Here is a 17,285-nt window from a genome sequence, read left to right as displayed (position 1 = left end):
TTTTTATGTATTCATTAGCTGTTTAGTATATCGAAAAATGATGTAGAATTTACCTATTATATTATAAAAGTATTAAGCATGATTTTAAGATGAAATATTGCATATTAAAATGTATTGATATTAGTTAATACACTTAATATAATGAGAGTATAAGATTCACTACATCATAATATTAAAAAGGAGGAAATGATTATGGAAATCGCAATGGCAGTTTTAAAATTCATAGGTGGAGCAATTCCATTGGTTCAAGAACTTTTAAAAGCATTTATGTAAGTTTATTACTCCGCAATTATTTATAGGAATTATCAGATAAATGATCTGTATATCAAAGATAAATTGATGTACAAATCATTTGTCTGAAAAAACTTTAAACAAGAAATAGAATCCCAGAAATCATAAGGGATTCTTTTTCTGTGTGTGTAATTATGGCTGTACCCCATGCCCATCAACCTAACAGAACAGGTTGCCCCCAAAACGATAAAAATAAACTTCGTTTCTATAAAAAACACAGAATTTTCGTTAAAGGGGAACTTCAAAATGTTAACTTGATGGGTTGAGCCCCTTATTCCCCCTTATCGAGGGGGGATTAGTGTTCAATTATATATATTAATTATGAACAAAATTCACCTATTAGCACTTAAAATATAGGTGGATTATTGCTTAGAAATAAATTTGTAATTGCTGGTGATTTTTATCTCGTTTACTGTAAAAATCACTATAGAAAGAGAGAAAAGGGTTGTAATGGTAATAAAAATAGAAGAGATATACCAAGAGATATTGGACGGTAAAAGGAACAGATTTCCCAAAGGTACATGGAGTGATGATCAAGATAATAATCTAGCAAAACGTGTAATCAAGTATCTTATAGAAAAAGTTTTAAAGTGGGATAAAGAAACAATTCTTAAGAGTTGGAAATCCCAATTAATTATTAAATATAAATTAGGTGGTTTACTTAGCGTTAAATATCATGATAGCCCATATGTAATGATAAATGATGTTTATCCGAATTGTTTTAAAGAATGGGAATTTCAAATGACACCTAGGAACTATTGGACAAAGGAAAAGGCATTGAAAGCGTTAAAATGGACGATAGAAAAAAAAGAAAGGTTAACAGATAATAAACTATTGGAGGTTTATAACGTTCGGTGGTTATCTAATCATAATTTGAGTTCGCCTTGCCAAATTTTTTGGGGAGGTAGTCCTTACATAATGATAAATGAATTATATCCAGACCATTTTAAGGAATGGGAGTTTAAAAAAACTCCTAGTCGTTTATGGACAAGAAAAAAAGCGTTGGAAGCATTAAAATGGACGATAGAGGAAAGAAAACAAATGAATAATGAGGAGATAAGAAAAAAAATTAGTGTAATTTGGTTTTCAGAAATAGGCTTAAGGACCCCATTGGAGAGATATTGGAATGATAGTCCATTTAGTATGATAAATGAGTTATATCCTGGATGTTTTAAAGAGTGGGAATTCCAGAAAACACCTAAAAACTACTGGACAAAGAAAAAGGCACTGGGCGCATTAAAATGGACGATAGAGGAAAAAGAAAAGTTAACTAATGAAGAACTTACAAAGGTCTATAGTAGAAGATGGATGATTAATCAAAGGTTAATAACTCCATTAGAGAGATTTTGGAAAAATAGTCCATATGCCATGCTACACGAGTTGTATCCAGGGAAATTTAAAGAATGGGAATTAAATAGAGCCCCTCGTGGATTTTGGACAAAGGAGAAAGCATTGGAAGCATTGAAATGGACGATAGAGGAAAAAGAAAAATTAACTAATGAAGAACTAACAAGGGTATATAGTAGAAGGTGGATAATTAATCAAGGGTTAAGAACCCCATTAGATAGATTTTGGAATAGGAACCCACATACTATGTTAAGTGAACTATATCCTAATTAATTTATAAAAAATATGAAAGTTTAACATAAATGAAACTAAATCTTTCTTTTACGGGCTCTGTTGCAAAGTTTTTATATAAACAAAAAAATCCTAATTTAGTAGGTAGAGTTTATGCAACTTTGAATAGTTTCTTTAATTCATTGTACGTCGAAAAAACGAAGTTTGGTTGTTGCAAACTTCGTTTTTGTTTATATAGGGCATGAATAGTTTTGATGCTTTTCAAGGTACGTGAAGCATGGCGAAGACTTTGAAATCCTGCGGATTTGGAAAAACGTCGCTTGATATGTCTATGATCCTGTTCGATGAGATTATTCAAATGCTTGATTGTGCAATGAATGGTATGCTTATAAAAGTCTTGCTCTCCCAATTTATTGAACGCGCAAAGTAACGCGGGAGTCTTGTCTGTTGTGAGAACCGTTGCTTCTCCTAATGTTTTTACTAGTCTTTTCATAAAGGCATAAGCCGCTTGATGATCTCGTTTTTTGCGAAGCTGAATATCCAATGTGTGTCCATCTTTATCAATTGCTCGATAGAGATAACGCCATTCGCCTTTCACTTTGATATAGGTTTCATCCAGGTGCCAAGACAGCTGCACAGATTTGTTTTTCTTTTTCCAAATCTGATAAATGAGATTTCCATGTTCATGAACCCATCGCATGATGGTAGTGGGATGGACCGATTTACCACGTTCTTTCAAAATTTCAGATACATCTCGATAACTTAAAGAAAAACGATAGTAGTAGCCGACGGCTACCAAAATAACATCTTGTTTGAACTGTTTTCCTTTAAAATATCCCTTTTATCATTCTCCTCATTCTGTTTTGCAAAAGTTTATAAATAATAACATATATATATATGCCTATAGTAGTTACGAAAAGGTAACAAAAATGCTATTTTCAAAAAAATGCTTGATATATATTTTGAGTTTTTGTTATTATAAGCTTATTTATTCTATATTTTTGCAAATGTACTAGAGGGAGTGCCATCATGTATGGTATGGTTGAAATCGCAAAGGAGAACAATATAAGTCTCTATCATTCTCTTCGGTTTCTGATTGAAACGTTCCCATTACTAAGACAAAAGAAAAATCTATGTTGGGTTTTCTTTTGTCTTAGTAGTGGGAGGAGCCCTAGTGTTATGTTATAACATTGGAATATGTAAGAGAAACTATAGATTTTGGCTGATTATATGGAATGAAAAATTAAATCGTTATTCTTGGGATTCAGACTACCATTATTCTCACTACTATTCTCACTATTATTCACACTATTATTCACATTAAAAGAGGTATAAGGAGGAAGGTATATCTATTAAGATGGAGAGATATACCAAGTTAGAAATGAACATTAAATTTAATAAAAAAGTAGTAGCATTCACGGCAGGATTAACGGTATTATCTTCACCATTGGTATCGTTTGCAGAGGAACAACAATCAGTAAACAATAAGCAACCTACAAGCGTTCAGGAACAAAGTAAAACAGACCAACTTCAAACATCAGATGAACAGGCTCTAAAAAGTATTGAAGCTAGTTTTGAAGAGGTAGACGGACGTGGTGGAGGTACTGTCGATAATAAGAAAGCAGACAGTCTTCAACGTTCAGAAGGTATTCATGAAGAAACAGGTACATTAACTGTTCCTAACAATTCAAACAGAACAAAACGTAGTCTGTCTTCCGCATCACCTAGCATCTCTAGTACAATAAACGGTGTTCCATTCACTGAATGGATTGTTCCAGCAGGTAACGATAATATTCGTCCTCAAAACTACATGAGTCCAAAGTACATTACAATTCATGAGACTGATAATACAAGTGTAGGAGCAGGTGCTAGGAACCACGCTCAATACCTATATAACCAAGCAGTAGGGAACACAGACCGAGCTGCATCATGGCACTTTACAGTGGACGATAAAGAGATTTATCAACACTTACCATTAAACGAAAACGGGTGGCACGCAGGAGACGGTAATGGCCCGGGTAATAGAGAGTCTATTGCAATTGAAATCGCGGTTAACAGCGATGGTAACTACAGTAAAGCAGTAGATAACGCTAAGAAACTTGTAGCTTATTTAATGAAAGAAACTGGTGTACCGTTAAATAACATCGTAAAACATCAAAGGTGGAGCGGTAAAAATTGTCCTGCTAACATGATTAATAATGGACAATGGGATGCATTCGTAAATGGTGCTGGAGGGTATTATAATAATCTTTATCAACCAAAAGACGACATTACTGGAGGTTGGTATGAGCCGGCTATTCGAGAGCTAAATAGAAGGGGTATTATGGCAGGGGAAGGAAACGGTGTTTTCGCACCTAATAGAGCGGTAACAAGAGCCGAATTTGCTCAATTAATCTATAAATCTCTAAACTTGCCCGCTGGAGATATTTCATTTAAAGACCTAAACGATGCAAACTCAACTTTACGAGATGGTATTAAACGCACTGCAAGTGCAGGTATCATTGCAGGTAGAGGTGACGGTTATTTTGACCCAAACACACCTATTACAAGAGAAGAATCAGCAATTATTGTAAACAAGGCTTTACAGTATAAAGGTCTATGGGGGCCAGTTGCAAACTTACCATTCTCAGACAAAGACCAAATTATCTATAAGGAAGACGTACAAAGATTGTATGGACTAGGTATTGTAAAAGGTAAGGGTGACAATCAATATGACCCTAAAGGAACAACAACTCGTGGTGAAACAGCATCATTCATTCTAAACATGCTTCAAGTAATTGAAACTGGTAGTGTTCAAAATACAATTGGAACAGCTCAAATAAATGGTATTGGGGTAAATGTTCGGAGTGGAGCAGGTACAAACTACTCTATTGTTAGAAAGGCAAGTAAAGGTGAAAAAGTTACAGTATATGAAGAAAAGAATGGTTGGCTAAGAATTGAAACGAATCAGTGGGTTTATAATGACCCTAGTTATATCAACTATAACAAACGATAAAAACTAAATAGTGAAAGGAACAAGTCATATTTGGATATATAACTTGTTCTCAGGCTGTGAAGAAGACTTTCTCCACAGCCTGTTTTTGTGTCTGCTCCCTCTTTACCTGCCAATGCTGATAAATTAATTTTTTTGAAATTGTCACTTTCCTGTAACATAAGTGATTTATTTTATAATAAGAAACTGACATGGAAAGAGGGAGAAGTTATGAAAAAAATCATACCGATAGTCGCATTAATAGGCATGATGAGCTTAGGGATACAAGAAATGAATGTGAAAGCTGAGACATACAAAAGTGCAGGTTCCAAAATGGATTTTTGGAATTCTAAAAGAACAGGTACTAATTTTATGAATAGCACTTCATTACCTGAGAACTACAAAAGTGCAAAGGAAGCTCATATTGAATATGTTCGTTTAGCACCTGATAAATGGGCAAAAGATAAGGATTTCTTATTTGAAGACAAACCAGATACATCAGGAAAAGATTTTCTTATCGGTAATGCAGATAATTATCAAAGATTGGTGGAAGAGGATGTAGCAGAATTGAAAGCAGATTTAGATGCTGCACAATCACAAGGAATTAAAGTTGTGCTTACAATGCTTTCATTACCTGGTGATCGTTGGCGTCAATTTAACAATAATCAGAATGATGATAGAATTTGGGAAGAAGAGAAATATCAAGAACAAGCAAGCCAATTTTGGAAGGACCTTGCGTTTGAATTGAAAGATCATCCAGCTGTGGTTGGTTACAACATTATCAATGAACCACATCCAGAAACATCTAAGAAAAATAGATATAATGATTTTTGGACGGAAGATTATGAGAAATGGTATTCAAAAGTGAAGGGAACCCCAGCTGATTTAAATGAATTTTATCAAAAAGTTGTTACTTCAATTCGTGAAGTAGATAAAGAAACACCTATTATTTTAGATTCAGGTCTATATGCCACACCTTGGGCTTTTAAATATCTTAAACCAGTTAAAGATAATAAGACATTGTATGCATTTCATATGTATGAGCCATATCAATTAACAAGTCAACGTGAAAATCAAAATAAAGAGTATCAATATCCTGGAATTGTAAAAGTAGGAGATTTAGAAACACCTATGATGTGGGATAAAGATGGATTAAATACATTCTTACAGCCTGTTCAAAATTGGTCTCAGGAAAATCATGTACCATCTAATCGAATCATTGCTGAGGAATTTGGAATTAATCGTACCGTTCCTGGAGCACCTCAATACATGCAAGACTTAATTTCTATATTCAATCAGAAAGGATGGCATAAATCATTCTATGCATTCCGTGAAGATACTTGGACAGGAATGAATTATGAATTAGGAACAGAAAAAATAAAATGGGATGAAGAGGGGCAACCAAAGCGTCAAGATAATCCACTTTGGGATGTAATAAAAAATGATTTGCAAATCGATGCAGGAGTAAATAGAACTACATTTAAGGATGTCCCACAAGAACACTGGGCATTTCATGCAATTCATGATTTAGCGAATAAAGGAATTATTGCAGGTTATGGAAATGGGATATTTGGTATGTGTGATAATGTAACACGTGAACAAGTAGCTGCATTAATTTACCGTACTTTGTATATAGAAAAACAAGATAAATATGAAAATCCATACAGAGATATCGATGGAAATTCAACAATGTTTCCTGAGGAAATATTAGCTTTAACTAAGCTAGGAATTTTCCAAGGAGATGATCAAGGAAACTTTAGACCGAAAGCTACATTAACACGTGCAGAAATGGCACAAGTTATTAAGAAAGCGTTTAGATTAGATGTAAAGGCGCCACATAATTTCAACGATGTTCCAGCAAATTCATGGGCAAAAGATGCGATTAGTGCCGTGCAATCGAACCATATTGCAGTAGGAGTTGGAGAAGGGAAATTTGCTCCGGATATGAACGTAACACGTGAACAGTATGCACAGTTTTTATATAATGCAATTTCAAATGCGCCATCCCATCAATAAAAAGAAAATGAAGTTGAGTGGTTTATTATATCATCATTATAAGGGCGTATTACTGCTCGTAAAAATTTAATTGGTAATACCCCATATCAACTTAAAAACTTTATAACGCCCCCTAAACAAAAATTTTGTGTTTTTATAGCACCGAAGTTCATTTTTATCGTTTTGGGGGCAATTTGTTCTGCTAGGTTGATAGGCATGTGACGTTACCTTTTTATAAGCTTAATTTTTTAGAAAATGATACGAGGTAAATATGATGAAAAATAAAAAAAGAACAGCTACAGTTGCATTAACAACAGGATTAGCTTTAACAGCTGTAATACCATATGGAGTAGGTCATGCAGAGGAAACAGATCAATTACAAGTTCAAATTCAGGAGGATTCGTTCCGTACAGGTGAACTTACACAACCATCACAAAAGGCACCAGAGAATGTAGTAAAAGATGCCCTTAAGGAAAAGACAGAGCAAGCTTTGTCTCCAAAACAAGTGAATGGAGAAATGGGAGTAGATTATAAGGTTCTTCAAAAACGCGGTTCGTATGATGGGACTACACTTGTGCGTATGCAACAAACATATGAAGGAAAAGAAGTATATGGGTATCAATTGACTGCACACGTAGATAAAAAGGGTGTTATTAAAAGTGTTTCAGGGGATAGTGCGCAAAATTTAAAACAAGAAGATTTAAAGAAGCCTATTAATCTATCACAAGAAAAAGCGAAACAATATATTTTTACGAAGTACGGGAATGATATCAAGTTTATTTCTGAGCCAGAAGTAAAGGAAGTTATTTTTGTTGATGAAAATAATGGACAAGCCAGTAATGCATACCAGGTTACATTTGCTGCAGTAACACCAAAATATGTATCTGGAACTTATTTAGTGAATGCTCATAATGGTGAAATGTTAAAAAATATGGTACAAGATTCAGATTTAAAAGCAAGTGAGAAGCTTGTTGATGCCTTAGAGGAAAGTAGAAAAAGCAATCTTGCATCATTAACTGGAACAGGAAACGATGCTTTCGGTATATCTCGTACATTTGGTATTTCTAAACAAAGTAATGGTGAATATGCACTTGCTGATTATTCAAGGGGGCAAGGAATTGAAACATATGATGTGAATTACAGAGATATTACTAAAGAGGAAAGCTATTATCCTGGCACACTAGCAACTAGCACTTCAACAACATTTAATGATCCAAAAGCGGTAAGTGCCCATTACTTAGCGACGAAAGTATTTGATTTTTATAAAGATAAATACAAGCGTAATAGTTTTGATAATAAGGGACAAAAAGTAGTTTCAGTTGTACACGCTTGGGATTCTGAGGATACGAACGATCCAAAAAATTGGAAAAATGCATTAAGTGCTAATATTAATAATAGTAGTATGCTCGTATATGGAGATCCTATGGTGAAGGCATTTGACGTAGCGGGACATGAATTTACACATGCGGTTACATCTAGCGAATCCAATCTTGAATATTCCGGAGAATCTGGTGCGATTAACGAGGCGTTATCGGATATTATGGGGACGGCTATTGAGAAATATATAAACAATGGGAATTTTAACTGGACAATAGGAGAACAAACTGGATTAGTTTTACGTGATATGAAAAATCCATCTTCAATCAATTATTCAAATGGAGTACCATATCCAGATGATTATAGTAAATATACTAATTTAAACGGAGAGGATGATGGAGGCGTTCATTTCAACTCAAGTATTATTAATAAAGTTGCATATTTAATTGCAAAAGGTGGCACTCATAACGGTGTAACTGTAAAAGGTATTGGCGAGGATAAAATGTTTGATATTTTTTATTATGCAAACACTGATGAACTAAACATGACTTCTGATTTCTTTGAATTGAGATCAGCATGCCTTCGAGTTGCAACAAATAAATATGGCGCGAACTCGGCTGAAGCTCAAGCAGTCCAAGAAGCTTTTGATGCAGCAAAAATTAAGGTAACAGTGGAAGAAAAAGAAAAAGCTGTGGAAAAACAAGCGCCGGAGTTAACTGTACCGTTTACAACTACACTACATGTAGGTGATACGTTCGACCCGATGAGAGGCGTAAAAGCTGTTGATAAAGAAGATGGTGATTTAACAAATAGAGTAAAACATAAAGGCGATGTAGATACTTCTAAACCAGGTAACTACATTGTGGAGTACTCGGTTGTCGATTCCCAAGGGGTTAATGCAACGGCTACACAGACTGTAATTGTAGAGGAAAATGGAGAAACTCCAGATATGGAACCTAAATTAACAGTGCCTGTTGGAGCAACAATTAATGTAGGAGATTCATTCGACCCAATGGCAAGAGTATCAGCTACTAATAAAGAAGACGGTGACCTTACTTCTAAAGTAACAGTTGATGGTAAGGTAGATACATCTAAGGCCGGTACTTACGTATTAACTTACACAGTTACAGACACTAAAGGTCATGAAGTAACTGCGAAACAAACAGTAACGGTTAAAGCTGGAGAAGAAGTTAAAGATGAAAAACCAGTACTAAAAGTACCTGCTGAAACAACAATTATTGAGGGTAATCAATTCGCCTCAATGGCAGGAGTATCAGCTACTGATAAAGAAGGTGGTGACCTTACTTCTAAAGTAACGCATGAAGGAACTGTAGATACATCTAAAGCCGGTACTTATGAAGTAATATATAGTGTCAAAGATTCCGCAGGTAATAAGGTAACTACAATACAAAAAGTAGTTGTGAAAGATAAGGACAATGGTAACGGTTCTAATAACAGAAATAATGGTTCAGACAACGATAACGGTTCTGATAATGGCAGTACTGGTACTAACAACAGCAATGCCTCTGATACTGGTAACAGTAATATCTCAAACAATAGTACTACTGATAAAAAAGAAGATACATATAAAGAGCTTCCAAAAACGGGTGCAAGTACAAATAACAGTGCAGCAATGGGTGTATTGATGGTTCTTGCAGGTATGGTTCTTTCTTTTGGTCGTAAATTTAGAAAGGTATTAAAATAATAGTAACTTATTGCATTAAAAAGCACCTTCAAATATTGAAGGTGCTTTTTATGGTTCTGGTGCAAAAATATTAACTTGATGGGCATGAGGTCACCTTATCAAAAAAAGAAAATTGTACGTTTGGACACATTTTAACCGGTTCCCTGTACTTTAAGGAACTGGTTATTTATTTTACCGATTTTTTATAGACTTTTTATCTCGTAATGGTCTTAAATTATTGAAATTTGTTTTTTGGTTTAAGTTCCAAACATAATCACCTGTTTACGTAATATGTTCCCATCCAAGTGGAGATATATGTTGTACATATTCTTCGGGAATATCCACTCCTTTTGCATGCAAAGCATCAACCGCTGTGATATATATATACTATATTCCATAATATAATAGCTAAAATCAGAAGTTGTAAACCACTTGCTCTATGTAATTGATCCTCATAAGAACAATCAAGAATTTCTCCTAATTAATTAAAAATGCATCTCAAGCAACATTATATTTTGCTGCTCCTTTATTTAAGCAATATGTACATGTCTTCCATTTTCAACACGCTGTAACCATTTTAACACTTGTTAATACTTATTTTCTGAATATATATTTTGATCTCCTCACATTAATATTTAATACTTTCCTTATTACAAATTAAAATCAATGAAAGACTTTTGTAACACTTATGTAAGAAATTCGAAAGGTATCTAAGCTAAGATGAACTTCAGAACATTAATTTTAGATGATTCAAAAGTGATTAATTTCACCAAGAGAGGAGAACGGAATGAAAAAGAAATTTAAAACAAATGGAATTGGAAAGAAGATAATTCCTGCTACAGCGGCATTAGGAATTCTTTTTTCTATGGCACCGATTGCAGAAAATAAGGCTAGCGCAGGGATAGGTGCGGTATTAGATATAACTATTACTGTATTAGGTGCTGTAGCAAACACTTATGAAGCACTTGGAATAAGCCCAGGGGATCGAGACCCCGGCACTCACATTGATGTATATGCAGAAAACGAAACTTACCAGGCTCCTAGTTTTACATCTGGGGAATTTAATATTTCCATGTATCATACACAAGGTGATGTGAATTTTCTTAAACCAGTTAAAGTACGCTATCCAAATGGAAAAATTGAAATTCATCAACTAAGATCTGGGCAGCAGCTTAAAATTACTGAAGCAGGTGCAATTATAGATTTAAACCCTAATGCAGCAAATGTCTCAGAACACGATCTTCTTTACATTACACAAGCACAATTAGACGAAGGAAAGACTGGAGTTGTGATAAATCAAGGCCAACATGCATTTGTAGAAAAAGCATCTGGTAAAAACCCAAGATTTCTTGGTCCACTTTACAAAAAATATTCCGGCGACTCCTTTGGTGATTGGACGGTGATTGCTAGAAATTCAGATTACCTATTTGATCAGATAGCAAATAAATTATCAGATGAGCAAAAACGATTGATAACATTGACTTCAAAGCCAGTAGATAAAGATGTCCTTGACAACTATGTTAATAATGATCCTAAAGCTCGTGCAGATTTTTATGATCGATTATCAGATATATTGGCGGAGCGTACTAACGTCCTAGAGACATCTATGACACTGCCATTCATTACACTAAATGACGGTAAACCTTATCAAATTATCCCTTATAAAAAAGGAACGAATAAAGTAATCGTAAAAACAGGTTCAAAATATCTTTCAGGAAAAGAAGGAAACGGACTTCAATATTCCGATTCGCTTAGCGATGATGAAGTGTTTGAACTTGTTCAGATAGGAAATTCTAACGATGGTAAATTTCAGTTCCGTTTGAATAACAAAAATGGGGTAAGTTTGGCTGGTAATCAATATATTTCTCAATTTGGTACTGATTGGAGTTTCAAATCTGAAATTCGTTTCTCTGATAAAAGCAACAATGAAATTAACAATTGGTTAATAGAGTGGTATCCGGGTAAAGAAAACGAGAGACAGAAGTATGATGAAGTACAGGCTGTAGCTGATGAAAAAGATTCTACTAAATGGATTGCAAAAGATTCCTCTGGAAACGTGATAAAGAACAGTTGGATAAACCGAGGTAATGGGTATTCCTTTACAGATGCTGAAGGAGTCATTATGACAGGCTGGCAAGAAATTAAGGGGAAGACTTATTATTTCTCATCGCCTTATGGCTACATGGTTACTGGAAATGGAAGTGATTCACTGATTGAGGATAAATACTACCACTTTAATGATGACGGTGTTTTACAACGATCAACCTGGAAAGGAGATGACTATGCCGATGCTTCTGGAGCATTCGTTAAAGAAGGTCTAAAAGAAGTGGATGGTAAAATTTATTACTTTCAAAATTACAATGTAACTAAAAATGAACTACGTATGGAAGATCGAGAGGTTATCCTTCACTTTTCCGACAAAGGTGTGCTTGAGAGAGTCTCTGATCTAAATGGAAAAGTTATAGACAGCGTTGTTAATGTTGGGTTGGACAACAAAACATTATCATTTAAGCATGACGGTTCGCTTTATAAAACAGGGCTCAACAAAAGTGAGAACCTACTAGAATATTATAGTTTAGAAGATGGAGTTTTCTATACCGGTTGGAAAATGATAGACGGTAAAAGATATTATTTCACAAATGGTCGCAATTATACGTTCAATAATTATGAAAACATTGACGGAAAAAAATATTATTTTCATGAAGACGGATCAGTTAACCGAGCAGGATTTGAAAAAATCGACGGTAAGCTATACCATTTTGACAATAACGGCGTAGCACAAACGGGCTGGCAAACTATCGATAATAAATATTATTACTTCGATGAAAATGGGGCAGCTAAAACAGGATGGTTCCAAGTTGGTGGTGGATATAGACCTATACCTCTTGCATACGGATACCTTTGGTATTGTGCTAGAGAAGATGGTTCACTTTATTCAGACGGTTGGTTTAAAATCGACGGTAAAGATTATCACTTTGACCAGTGGGGACATAAGATGTAAGGCTCTGATGCAAAAACTTCAAGATAATTGCAAGTAATCTCTAAATCTTGGACATACTGATACTATTACTCTAAAAAAGGTGAGTGATCAGTATGGAAAGCGAAATTTATTCAAGTGGAAGCATTATCATCATGATAATATTTTGCAAACAGTAAGATGGTACCTACGGTACAACTTGAGCTTTCGTGATTTAGTGGAAATGATGGCGGAACGGGGCTTATCTGTTGCCCATACAACGATTATGCGTTGGGTTCATCAGTATGGTCCTGAATTAGACAAAAGAATCCGTCGTGATCTCAAGCAAACCAATGATTCTTGGAGAGTCGATGAAACATATATCAAAGTAAAGAGTCAATGGATGTACCTGTATCGTGCTGTCGATTCGAAAGAAAATACCATCGGTTTTTACCTAAGCACAGCAAGAAACCACAAGGCTGCAAAGCAATTCTTCAAGAAAGCTTTGCAGTCTTTTCATATTTCTGAGCCGCGTGTCGTGACAGTCGATAAGAATCCAGCTTATCCTATAGCAGTTGAAGAATTGAGAAAAGAAAAAAAGATGCCATTAGGCATCCAACTAAGGCAAGTGAAATATCTCAATAACATAGTGGAACAAGATCATCGTTTTGTTAAAAAGCGAGTTCGTTCGATGTTAGGATTGAAATCTTTTCGTACAGATACATCCATTATTTCTGGAATAGAAGCTAAGCGTATGGTAAAAGAAGGTAATTCATTTTACTGGACAAGTCTGTCCAAAATCAAGTGAAGTTCATCCATCAACTATTTGGAATTGCTGCTTAAGACTAGATTCCACTAGGAAACTTTTCGCCTCTTTATATCTTTCCTAAGTATTTGCACCAGAACCCTTTTGTTTCAGTTCCGGCAATTATATCATTTAAAGAATAAGATATATATATGCTATTAGTTTATATGTTAACAGGAGTGAATACCTTATAAAATATTGAATGTATGTTCCTTGTTGTTGTGTCTTTATTTATATAACCTAATGTTAAATCTCATAAAAATCTTTTAATCTAACTATATGCAATAATACATATTGGTTATGAGTATTTTTCGTGTTATATTATTTAATTGCTATATGTTTTAGTAATATATAATTTTGAAAGGGGAAAGATTATGTTACAAAATACAGTTCGTACTCCAAATAAGAAAAAAAAATGGATTATTGTTGGGGTTATTGTACTAATTGTTATCGTTGCGGCGGTAAATATTTTTGTTATGCAAGGTAAGAAGAAAGATACAACGAAGGCGGATGCTGTAAGTTTTGAGAAAGTGACAGAGCGTAAGCTAAATAATACGAAGTTAATTTCTGGTCAAGTGAAGCCAGGAAATATTGAAAGTTTCTATGCGGATCCAACTAAAGGAAAAGTGAAAGATATTGCAGTGAAAGAAGGACAAGAGGTAGAAAAGGGAACGAAATTATTCTCTTATGATAATGAAGAAATTAATTTACAGGTGAAACAAGCTGAGCTTGATCAGAAGATGGCTGATATGCGTTACGATCAAGGGAAAAAGAAGATTGATTCATTGAAGAAAGAAATTAAGAAGGCAAAAGATAGTGGGGCTGCGAAAGAAGTAACAGACCCAATGGAAGAGCAGGTAAGTGATTTAGAAATGGCACAAAAAACAACTGATCTTGAAAAAGAAAAAGGAGAGTTACAAAAAGAAGAGTTAAGTAAAAAACAGAAAGAACTTACGATTTATAGTAATTTTACAGGTGTTGTACAAAAGTTAGATAAAGATGCAGCACAAAGTTCATCTCAAGCTTTAGGTGGCCAAGGGAAAGCATTCTTACAAGTTGCTTCTAAAGATCCGTTCCAAGTTCAAGGGACTTTAACAGAGCTTCAAAAGTCACAAATTCAAAAAGATCAAACGTTTACTGTAACTGCGAAAGCAAATAATAAGAAGAAGTGGACAGGTAAGATTACGGAAGTAAGTGAATTCCCAACGAGTGCTGAGATGGCTCAAGCAGCTGGTGAAGGAACTCAAAATATGTCTCAATATACATATAAGGCAAGTCTTGATAGCCAAGATGGTTTATCTCCAGGTTATCACGTTTCTTTACAAGTAAATTTAGAGAATAAGACGATGATTGCTGTTCCAAGTAAGAGCATTGTAGAAAAAGGCGATGATGCATTTGTTTATATTGAGGAGAAAGGGAAGCTTCATAAACAAAATGTGAAAAAAGGCGCTACTGATGGAGACTGGACAGAGATTGTTGAAGGCGCAGCAGTGGGGCAAAAGGTGGTTAAAAATCCTTCCGACAACGTGTATGACGGAATGGAAGTGAAAGAGAAATGATTACGTTAAATAATATTGCTAAAACGTATTATCAAGGAAAATTGGCAGTACCGATTTTACATGGTATTAGTTTAACGATTCAGAGTGGTGAGTTTGTTTCAATTATGGGACCGTCTGGTTCCGGTAAATCAACGCTTATGAATATTATCGGCTGTTTAGATCGCCCAACAGAAGGAAAATATATGCTGAATGATGTGAATATCTTAACAGCAGATGAGTCAAAATTAGCTTTAATTCGTAATGAATATATCGGCTTTGTGTTCCAGCATTTTAATTTACTGCCACGTCTTTCAGCGGTGGAAAATGTTGAACTTCCTCTTGTATATGGTGGGGTGAAGAAAGCTGAGCGCCGTAAGCGTGCTTTGGAAGCACTGGTCAAAGTAGGGTTAGCAGATAGAGTGCATCATTTACCAAATGAGTTATCAGGTGGACAGAAACAGCGTGTAGCAATTGCGAGAGCGATTGCGAATAATCCAACGTTCATTATGGCCGATGAGCCGACGGGTGCGCTTGATACGAAGTCAGGTGAACAAGTTATGGATATTTTCACGAAGCTTAATGCAGAAGGTACGACGATTGTTATGGTTACGCATGAAGAAGAGGTAGCAGCTTATTCATCTCGCCGCATTGTACTGCGAGATGGGAAAATTACTGAAGATAGAAGGTGTGCAGTATGAGTTTACTAGATAGTATGAAAATTGCCCTATCTTCAATTTTAGCTCATAAACTGCGTTCAGCTTTGACGATGCTCGGTATTATTATCGGTGTAGGTTCTATTATTACTGTCGTTGCGATTGGGCAGGGCGGGGAAGTGATGCTGAAGTCGAAAATCGCTGGTTCTGGTAATAACCTTATGCCAATTCAGTTTAAGCCGGATATTAATGATGAGTTTGCTATAGGTGGGCATGAAGTACCAAAATTAACGGAAGAAGATATTCTTGAGGTGAAACAGGTAAAAGATGTTGCCCATGTTATTACGACGAATAGTACGATGGAAACACTTGATATAAACGATAAAAAAGCAATGATTAATGTTATTGGACTGGATAGTGAGTATTTTCAAGTAAATAAAGTGAAAATGGTCAAAGGCCGTTCATTGAATGAATCAGATATTTCACAAGGTAATAACGTCGTTATGATTAGTACGAAGGCAGAAGAGACGCTATTTAAAGATGAAAATCCAGTAGGGAAAATTATTGAAATGAAAGGACAGCCGGTGCAAATTATCGGTGTCTATAAATCAGATAATGAATTTATGGGATTTGAAACTGAAGAAGTACTGATTCCTCTCACCTTATGGCCTGTTTTATACGGAACAGATGAAATTCAAAGTATCGCAATTCAGGCTAAAAATGTAGACAATTTAGAATCAGCAGGAAAAAAAGCTGTTGAAGTATTAAATAGTCGTAAGCCGAGTGAAATTCCAGGTAAATATGAATTAGTAAACTTAAAAGAGTTCCAAGAAGGAGTTTCTAAAGTCACTAATATCATGACAATGATCATCGGTGGTATCGCTGGCATTTCATTAGTCGTTGGTGGTATTGGCGTTATGAACATTATGCTCGTATCTGTAACGGAGCGTACGCGCGAAATTGGGATACGTAAAGCGCTTGGAGCAACGCGTAGTAAAATTTTATTACAGTTTTTAATTGAAGCCGTTATGTTAACGCTTCTAGGTGGTTTGATCGGAATTGGTCTTGGATATGGCGGGGCATATATTGTTTCCACATTTGCGAAATGGCCACCACTTGTTTCATGGGAAGTTGTTGTCGGAGGCGTATTATTCTCAATGACACTTGGTATTATTTTCGGATTAATTCCAGCGAATAAAGCTGCAAAATTAGATCCAATTGAAGCACTCCGCTACGAATAGTTTACTAGTGTAGTAAAGATAAATATCTCTATTACACATACATATTGTTTGAGTTAATTGTTTTTACCATCCTTTAAAAGGAATATGTGAATAGAAGGAGGCGTTATAATGAAAGCGAATATTAATACACAAGATGTAGGTGCGAAAAAGCCATCATTATTTGGAATGATTACATCTCCAGGAGTACAATTTGAAAGAATGAAAGCAAACGAGAAAGTTTGGGGTATGTTCCTCTTAGTAGCATTGTTACAAGGGC

General features: G+C 35.1%; 9 protein-coding genes and 4 pseudogenes. 11 read left to right on the top strand and 2 right to left on the bottom strand.

Translation table 11 applies throughout. The features are described from left to right. The first annotated feature begins 89 nt into the window (after nt 1-89). Nucleotides 90-273, top strand: a pseudogene (locus B5P42_RS33460) (hypothetical protein). 468 nt (nt 274-741) lie between these two features. Then, nucleotides 742-1,911 (top strand): DUF4046 domain-containing protein, encoded by a 1,170-nt coding sequence (locus B5P42_RS29490; protein ID WP_002094912.1) that lies wholly within the window; start codon nt 742-744, stop codon nt 1,909-1,911. A 109-nt stretch (nt 1,912-2,020) separates the two neighbouring features. Here B5P42_RS29490 and B5P42_RS29485 read toward each other — a convergent pair whose 3' ends face one another. Then, complete coding sequence (locus B5P42_RS29485) at nt 2,021-2,671, bottom strand: IS6 family transposase (protein WP_078214605.1); 651 nt, start codon at nt 2,669-2,671, stop codon at nt 2,021-2,023. Between the two features lie 579 nt (nt 2,672-3,250). On the opposite strand from B5P42_RS29485, the gene B5P42_RS29480 reads away from it, so the two are divergent. The 3 genes from B5P42_RS29480 to B5P42_RS29470 all read left to right on the top strand — a co-directional run bounded on the left by B5P42_RS29480 (nt 3,251) and on the right by B5P42_RS29470 (nt 9,857). Continuing rightward, entirely contained in the window at nt 3,251-4,864 is a 1,614-nt protein-coding gene (locus B5P42_RS29480) for an S-layer homology domain-containing protein (protein ID WP_113735910.1), read from the top strand. A gap of 207 nt (nt 4,865-5,071) precedes the next feature. Beyond that, complete coding sequence (locus tag B5P42_RS29475; RefSeq protein WP_113735909.1) at nt 5,072-6,856, top strand: S-layer homology domain-containing protein; 1,785 nt, start codon at nt 5,072-5,074, stop codon at nt 6,854-6,856. A gap of 253 nt (nt 6,857-7,109) precedes the next feature. Beyond that, nucleotides 7,110-9,857, top strand: a complete 2,748-nt coding sequence (locus tag B5P42_RS29470; RefSeq protein ID WP_113735908.1) for a M4 family metallopeptidase — start codon at nt 7,110-7,112, stop codon at nt 9,855-9,857. Between the two features lie 171 nt (nt 9,858-10,028). Here B5P42_RS29470 and B5P42_RS32310 read toward each other — a convergent pair. Further along, nucleotides 10,029-10,417 (bottom strand): annotated as a pseudogene (locus B5P42_RS32310) (Tn3 family transposase); the annotation flags it as partial. Nucleotides 10,418-10,623: 206 nt separating this feature from the next. Here B5P42_RS32310 and B5P42_RS29460 point away from each other — a divergent pair. The 6 genes and pseudogenes from B5P42_RS29460 to B5P42_RS33570 form a co-directional block, all read left to right on the top strand. Further along, nucleotides 10,624-12,837 carry an N-acetylmuramoyl-L-alanine amidase family protein gene (locus B5P42_RS29460; RefSeq protein ID WP_003193599.1) on the top strand — a complete coding sequence of 738 codons (2,214 nt, stop codon included), beginning with the start codon at nt 10,624-10,626 and terminating at the stop codon, nt 12,835-12,837. A gap of 79 nt (nt 12,838-12,916) precedes the next feature. Then, nucleotides 12,917-13,635, top strand: a pseudogene (locus tag B5P42_RS29455) (IS6 family transposase). Nucleotides 13,636-13,971: 336 nt separating this feature from the next. After that, nucleotides 13,972-15,156: an efflux RND transporter periplasmic adaptor subunit gene (locus tag B5P42_RS29450; protein ID WP_113735906.1), complete on the top strand. Its 1,185-nt coding sequence runs from the start codon at nt 13,972-13,974 to the stop codon at nt 15,154-15,156. Continuing rightward, nucleotides 15,153-15,833 (top strand): ABC transporter ATP-binding protein, encoded by a 681-nt coding sequence (locus B5P42_RS29445; protein ID WP_002187085.1) that lies wholly within the window; start codon nt 15,153-15,155, stop codon nt 15,831-15,833. Before B5P42_RS29450 ends, B5P42_RS29445 begins: the two co-directional genes overlap by 4 nt. Beyond that, nucleotides 15,830-17,029 carry an ABC transporter permease gene (locus B5P42_RS29440; protein ID WP_113735905.1) on the top strand — a complete coding sequence of 400 codons (1,200 nt, stop codon included), beginning with the start codon at nt 15,830-15,832 and terminating at the stop codon, nt 17,027-17,029. The genes B5P42_RS29445 and B5P42_RS29440 overlap by 4 nt, the downstream gene beginning before the upstream one ends. Nucleotides 17,030-17,137: 108 nt before the next feature. Then, nucleotides 17,138-17,285: pseudogene (locus B5P42_RS33570) on the top strand (YknW family membrane protein); the annotation flags it as partial.

The sequence above is a fragment of the Bacillus sp. SRB_331 genome (assembly GCF_003264175.1).
Lineage (GTDB): Bacteria > Bacillota > Bacilli > Bacillales > Bacillaceae_G > Bacillus_A > Bacillus_A mycoides.
The sequence above is the reverse complement of the archived record's forward strand: the minus strand, read 5'-3'. Positions and strand labels throughout refer to the sequence as shown.

Bases quoted from the DNA above. Each gene is read 5' to 3' on its own strand.
- B5P42_RS29440 (WP_113735905.1), top strand. From the start codon at position 15,830: ATGAGTTTACTAGATAGTATGAAAATTGCCCTATCTTCAATTTTAGCT.
- B5P42_RS29475 (WP_113735909.1), top strand. From the start codon at position 5,072: ATGAAAAAAATCATACCGATAGTCGCATTAATAGGCATGATGAGCTTA.
- B5P42_RS29450 (WP_113735906.1), top strand. From the start codon at position 13,972: ATGTTACAAAATACAGTTCGTACTCCAAATAAGAAAAAAAAATGGATT.
- B5P42_RS29480 (WP_113735910.1), top strand. From the start codon at position 3,251: ATGAACATTAAATTTAATAAAAAAGTAGTAGCATTCACGGCAGGATTA.
- B5P42_RS29460 (WP_003193599.1), top strand. From the start codon at position 10,624: ATGAAAAAGAAATTTAAAACAAATGGAATTGGAAAGAAGATAATTCCT.
- B5P42_RS29490 (WP_002094912.1), top strand. From the start codon at position 742: ATGGTAATAAAAATAGAAGAGATATACCAAGAGATATTGGACGGTAAA.
- B5P42_RS29470 (WP_113735908.1), top strand. From the start codon at position 7,110: ATGAAAAATAAAAAAAGAACAGCTACAGTTGCATTAACAACAGGATTA.
- B5P42_RS29445 (WP_002187085.1), top strand. From the start codon at position 15,153: ATGATTACGTTAAATAATATTGCTAAAACGTATTATCAAGGAAAATTG.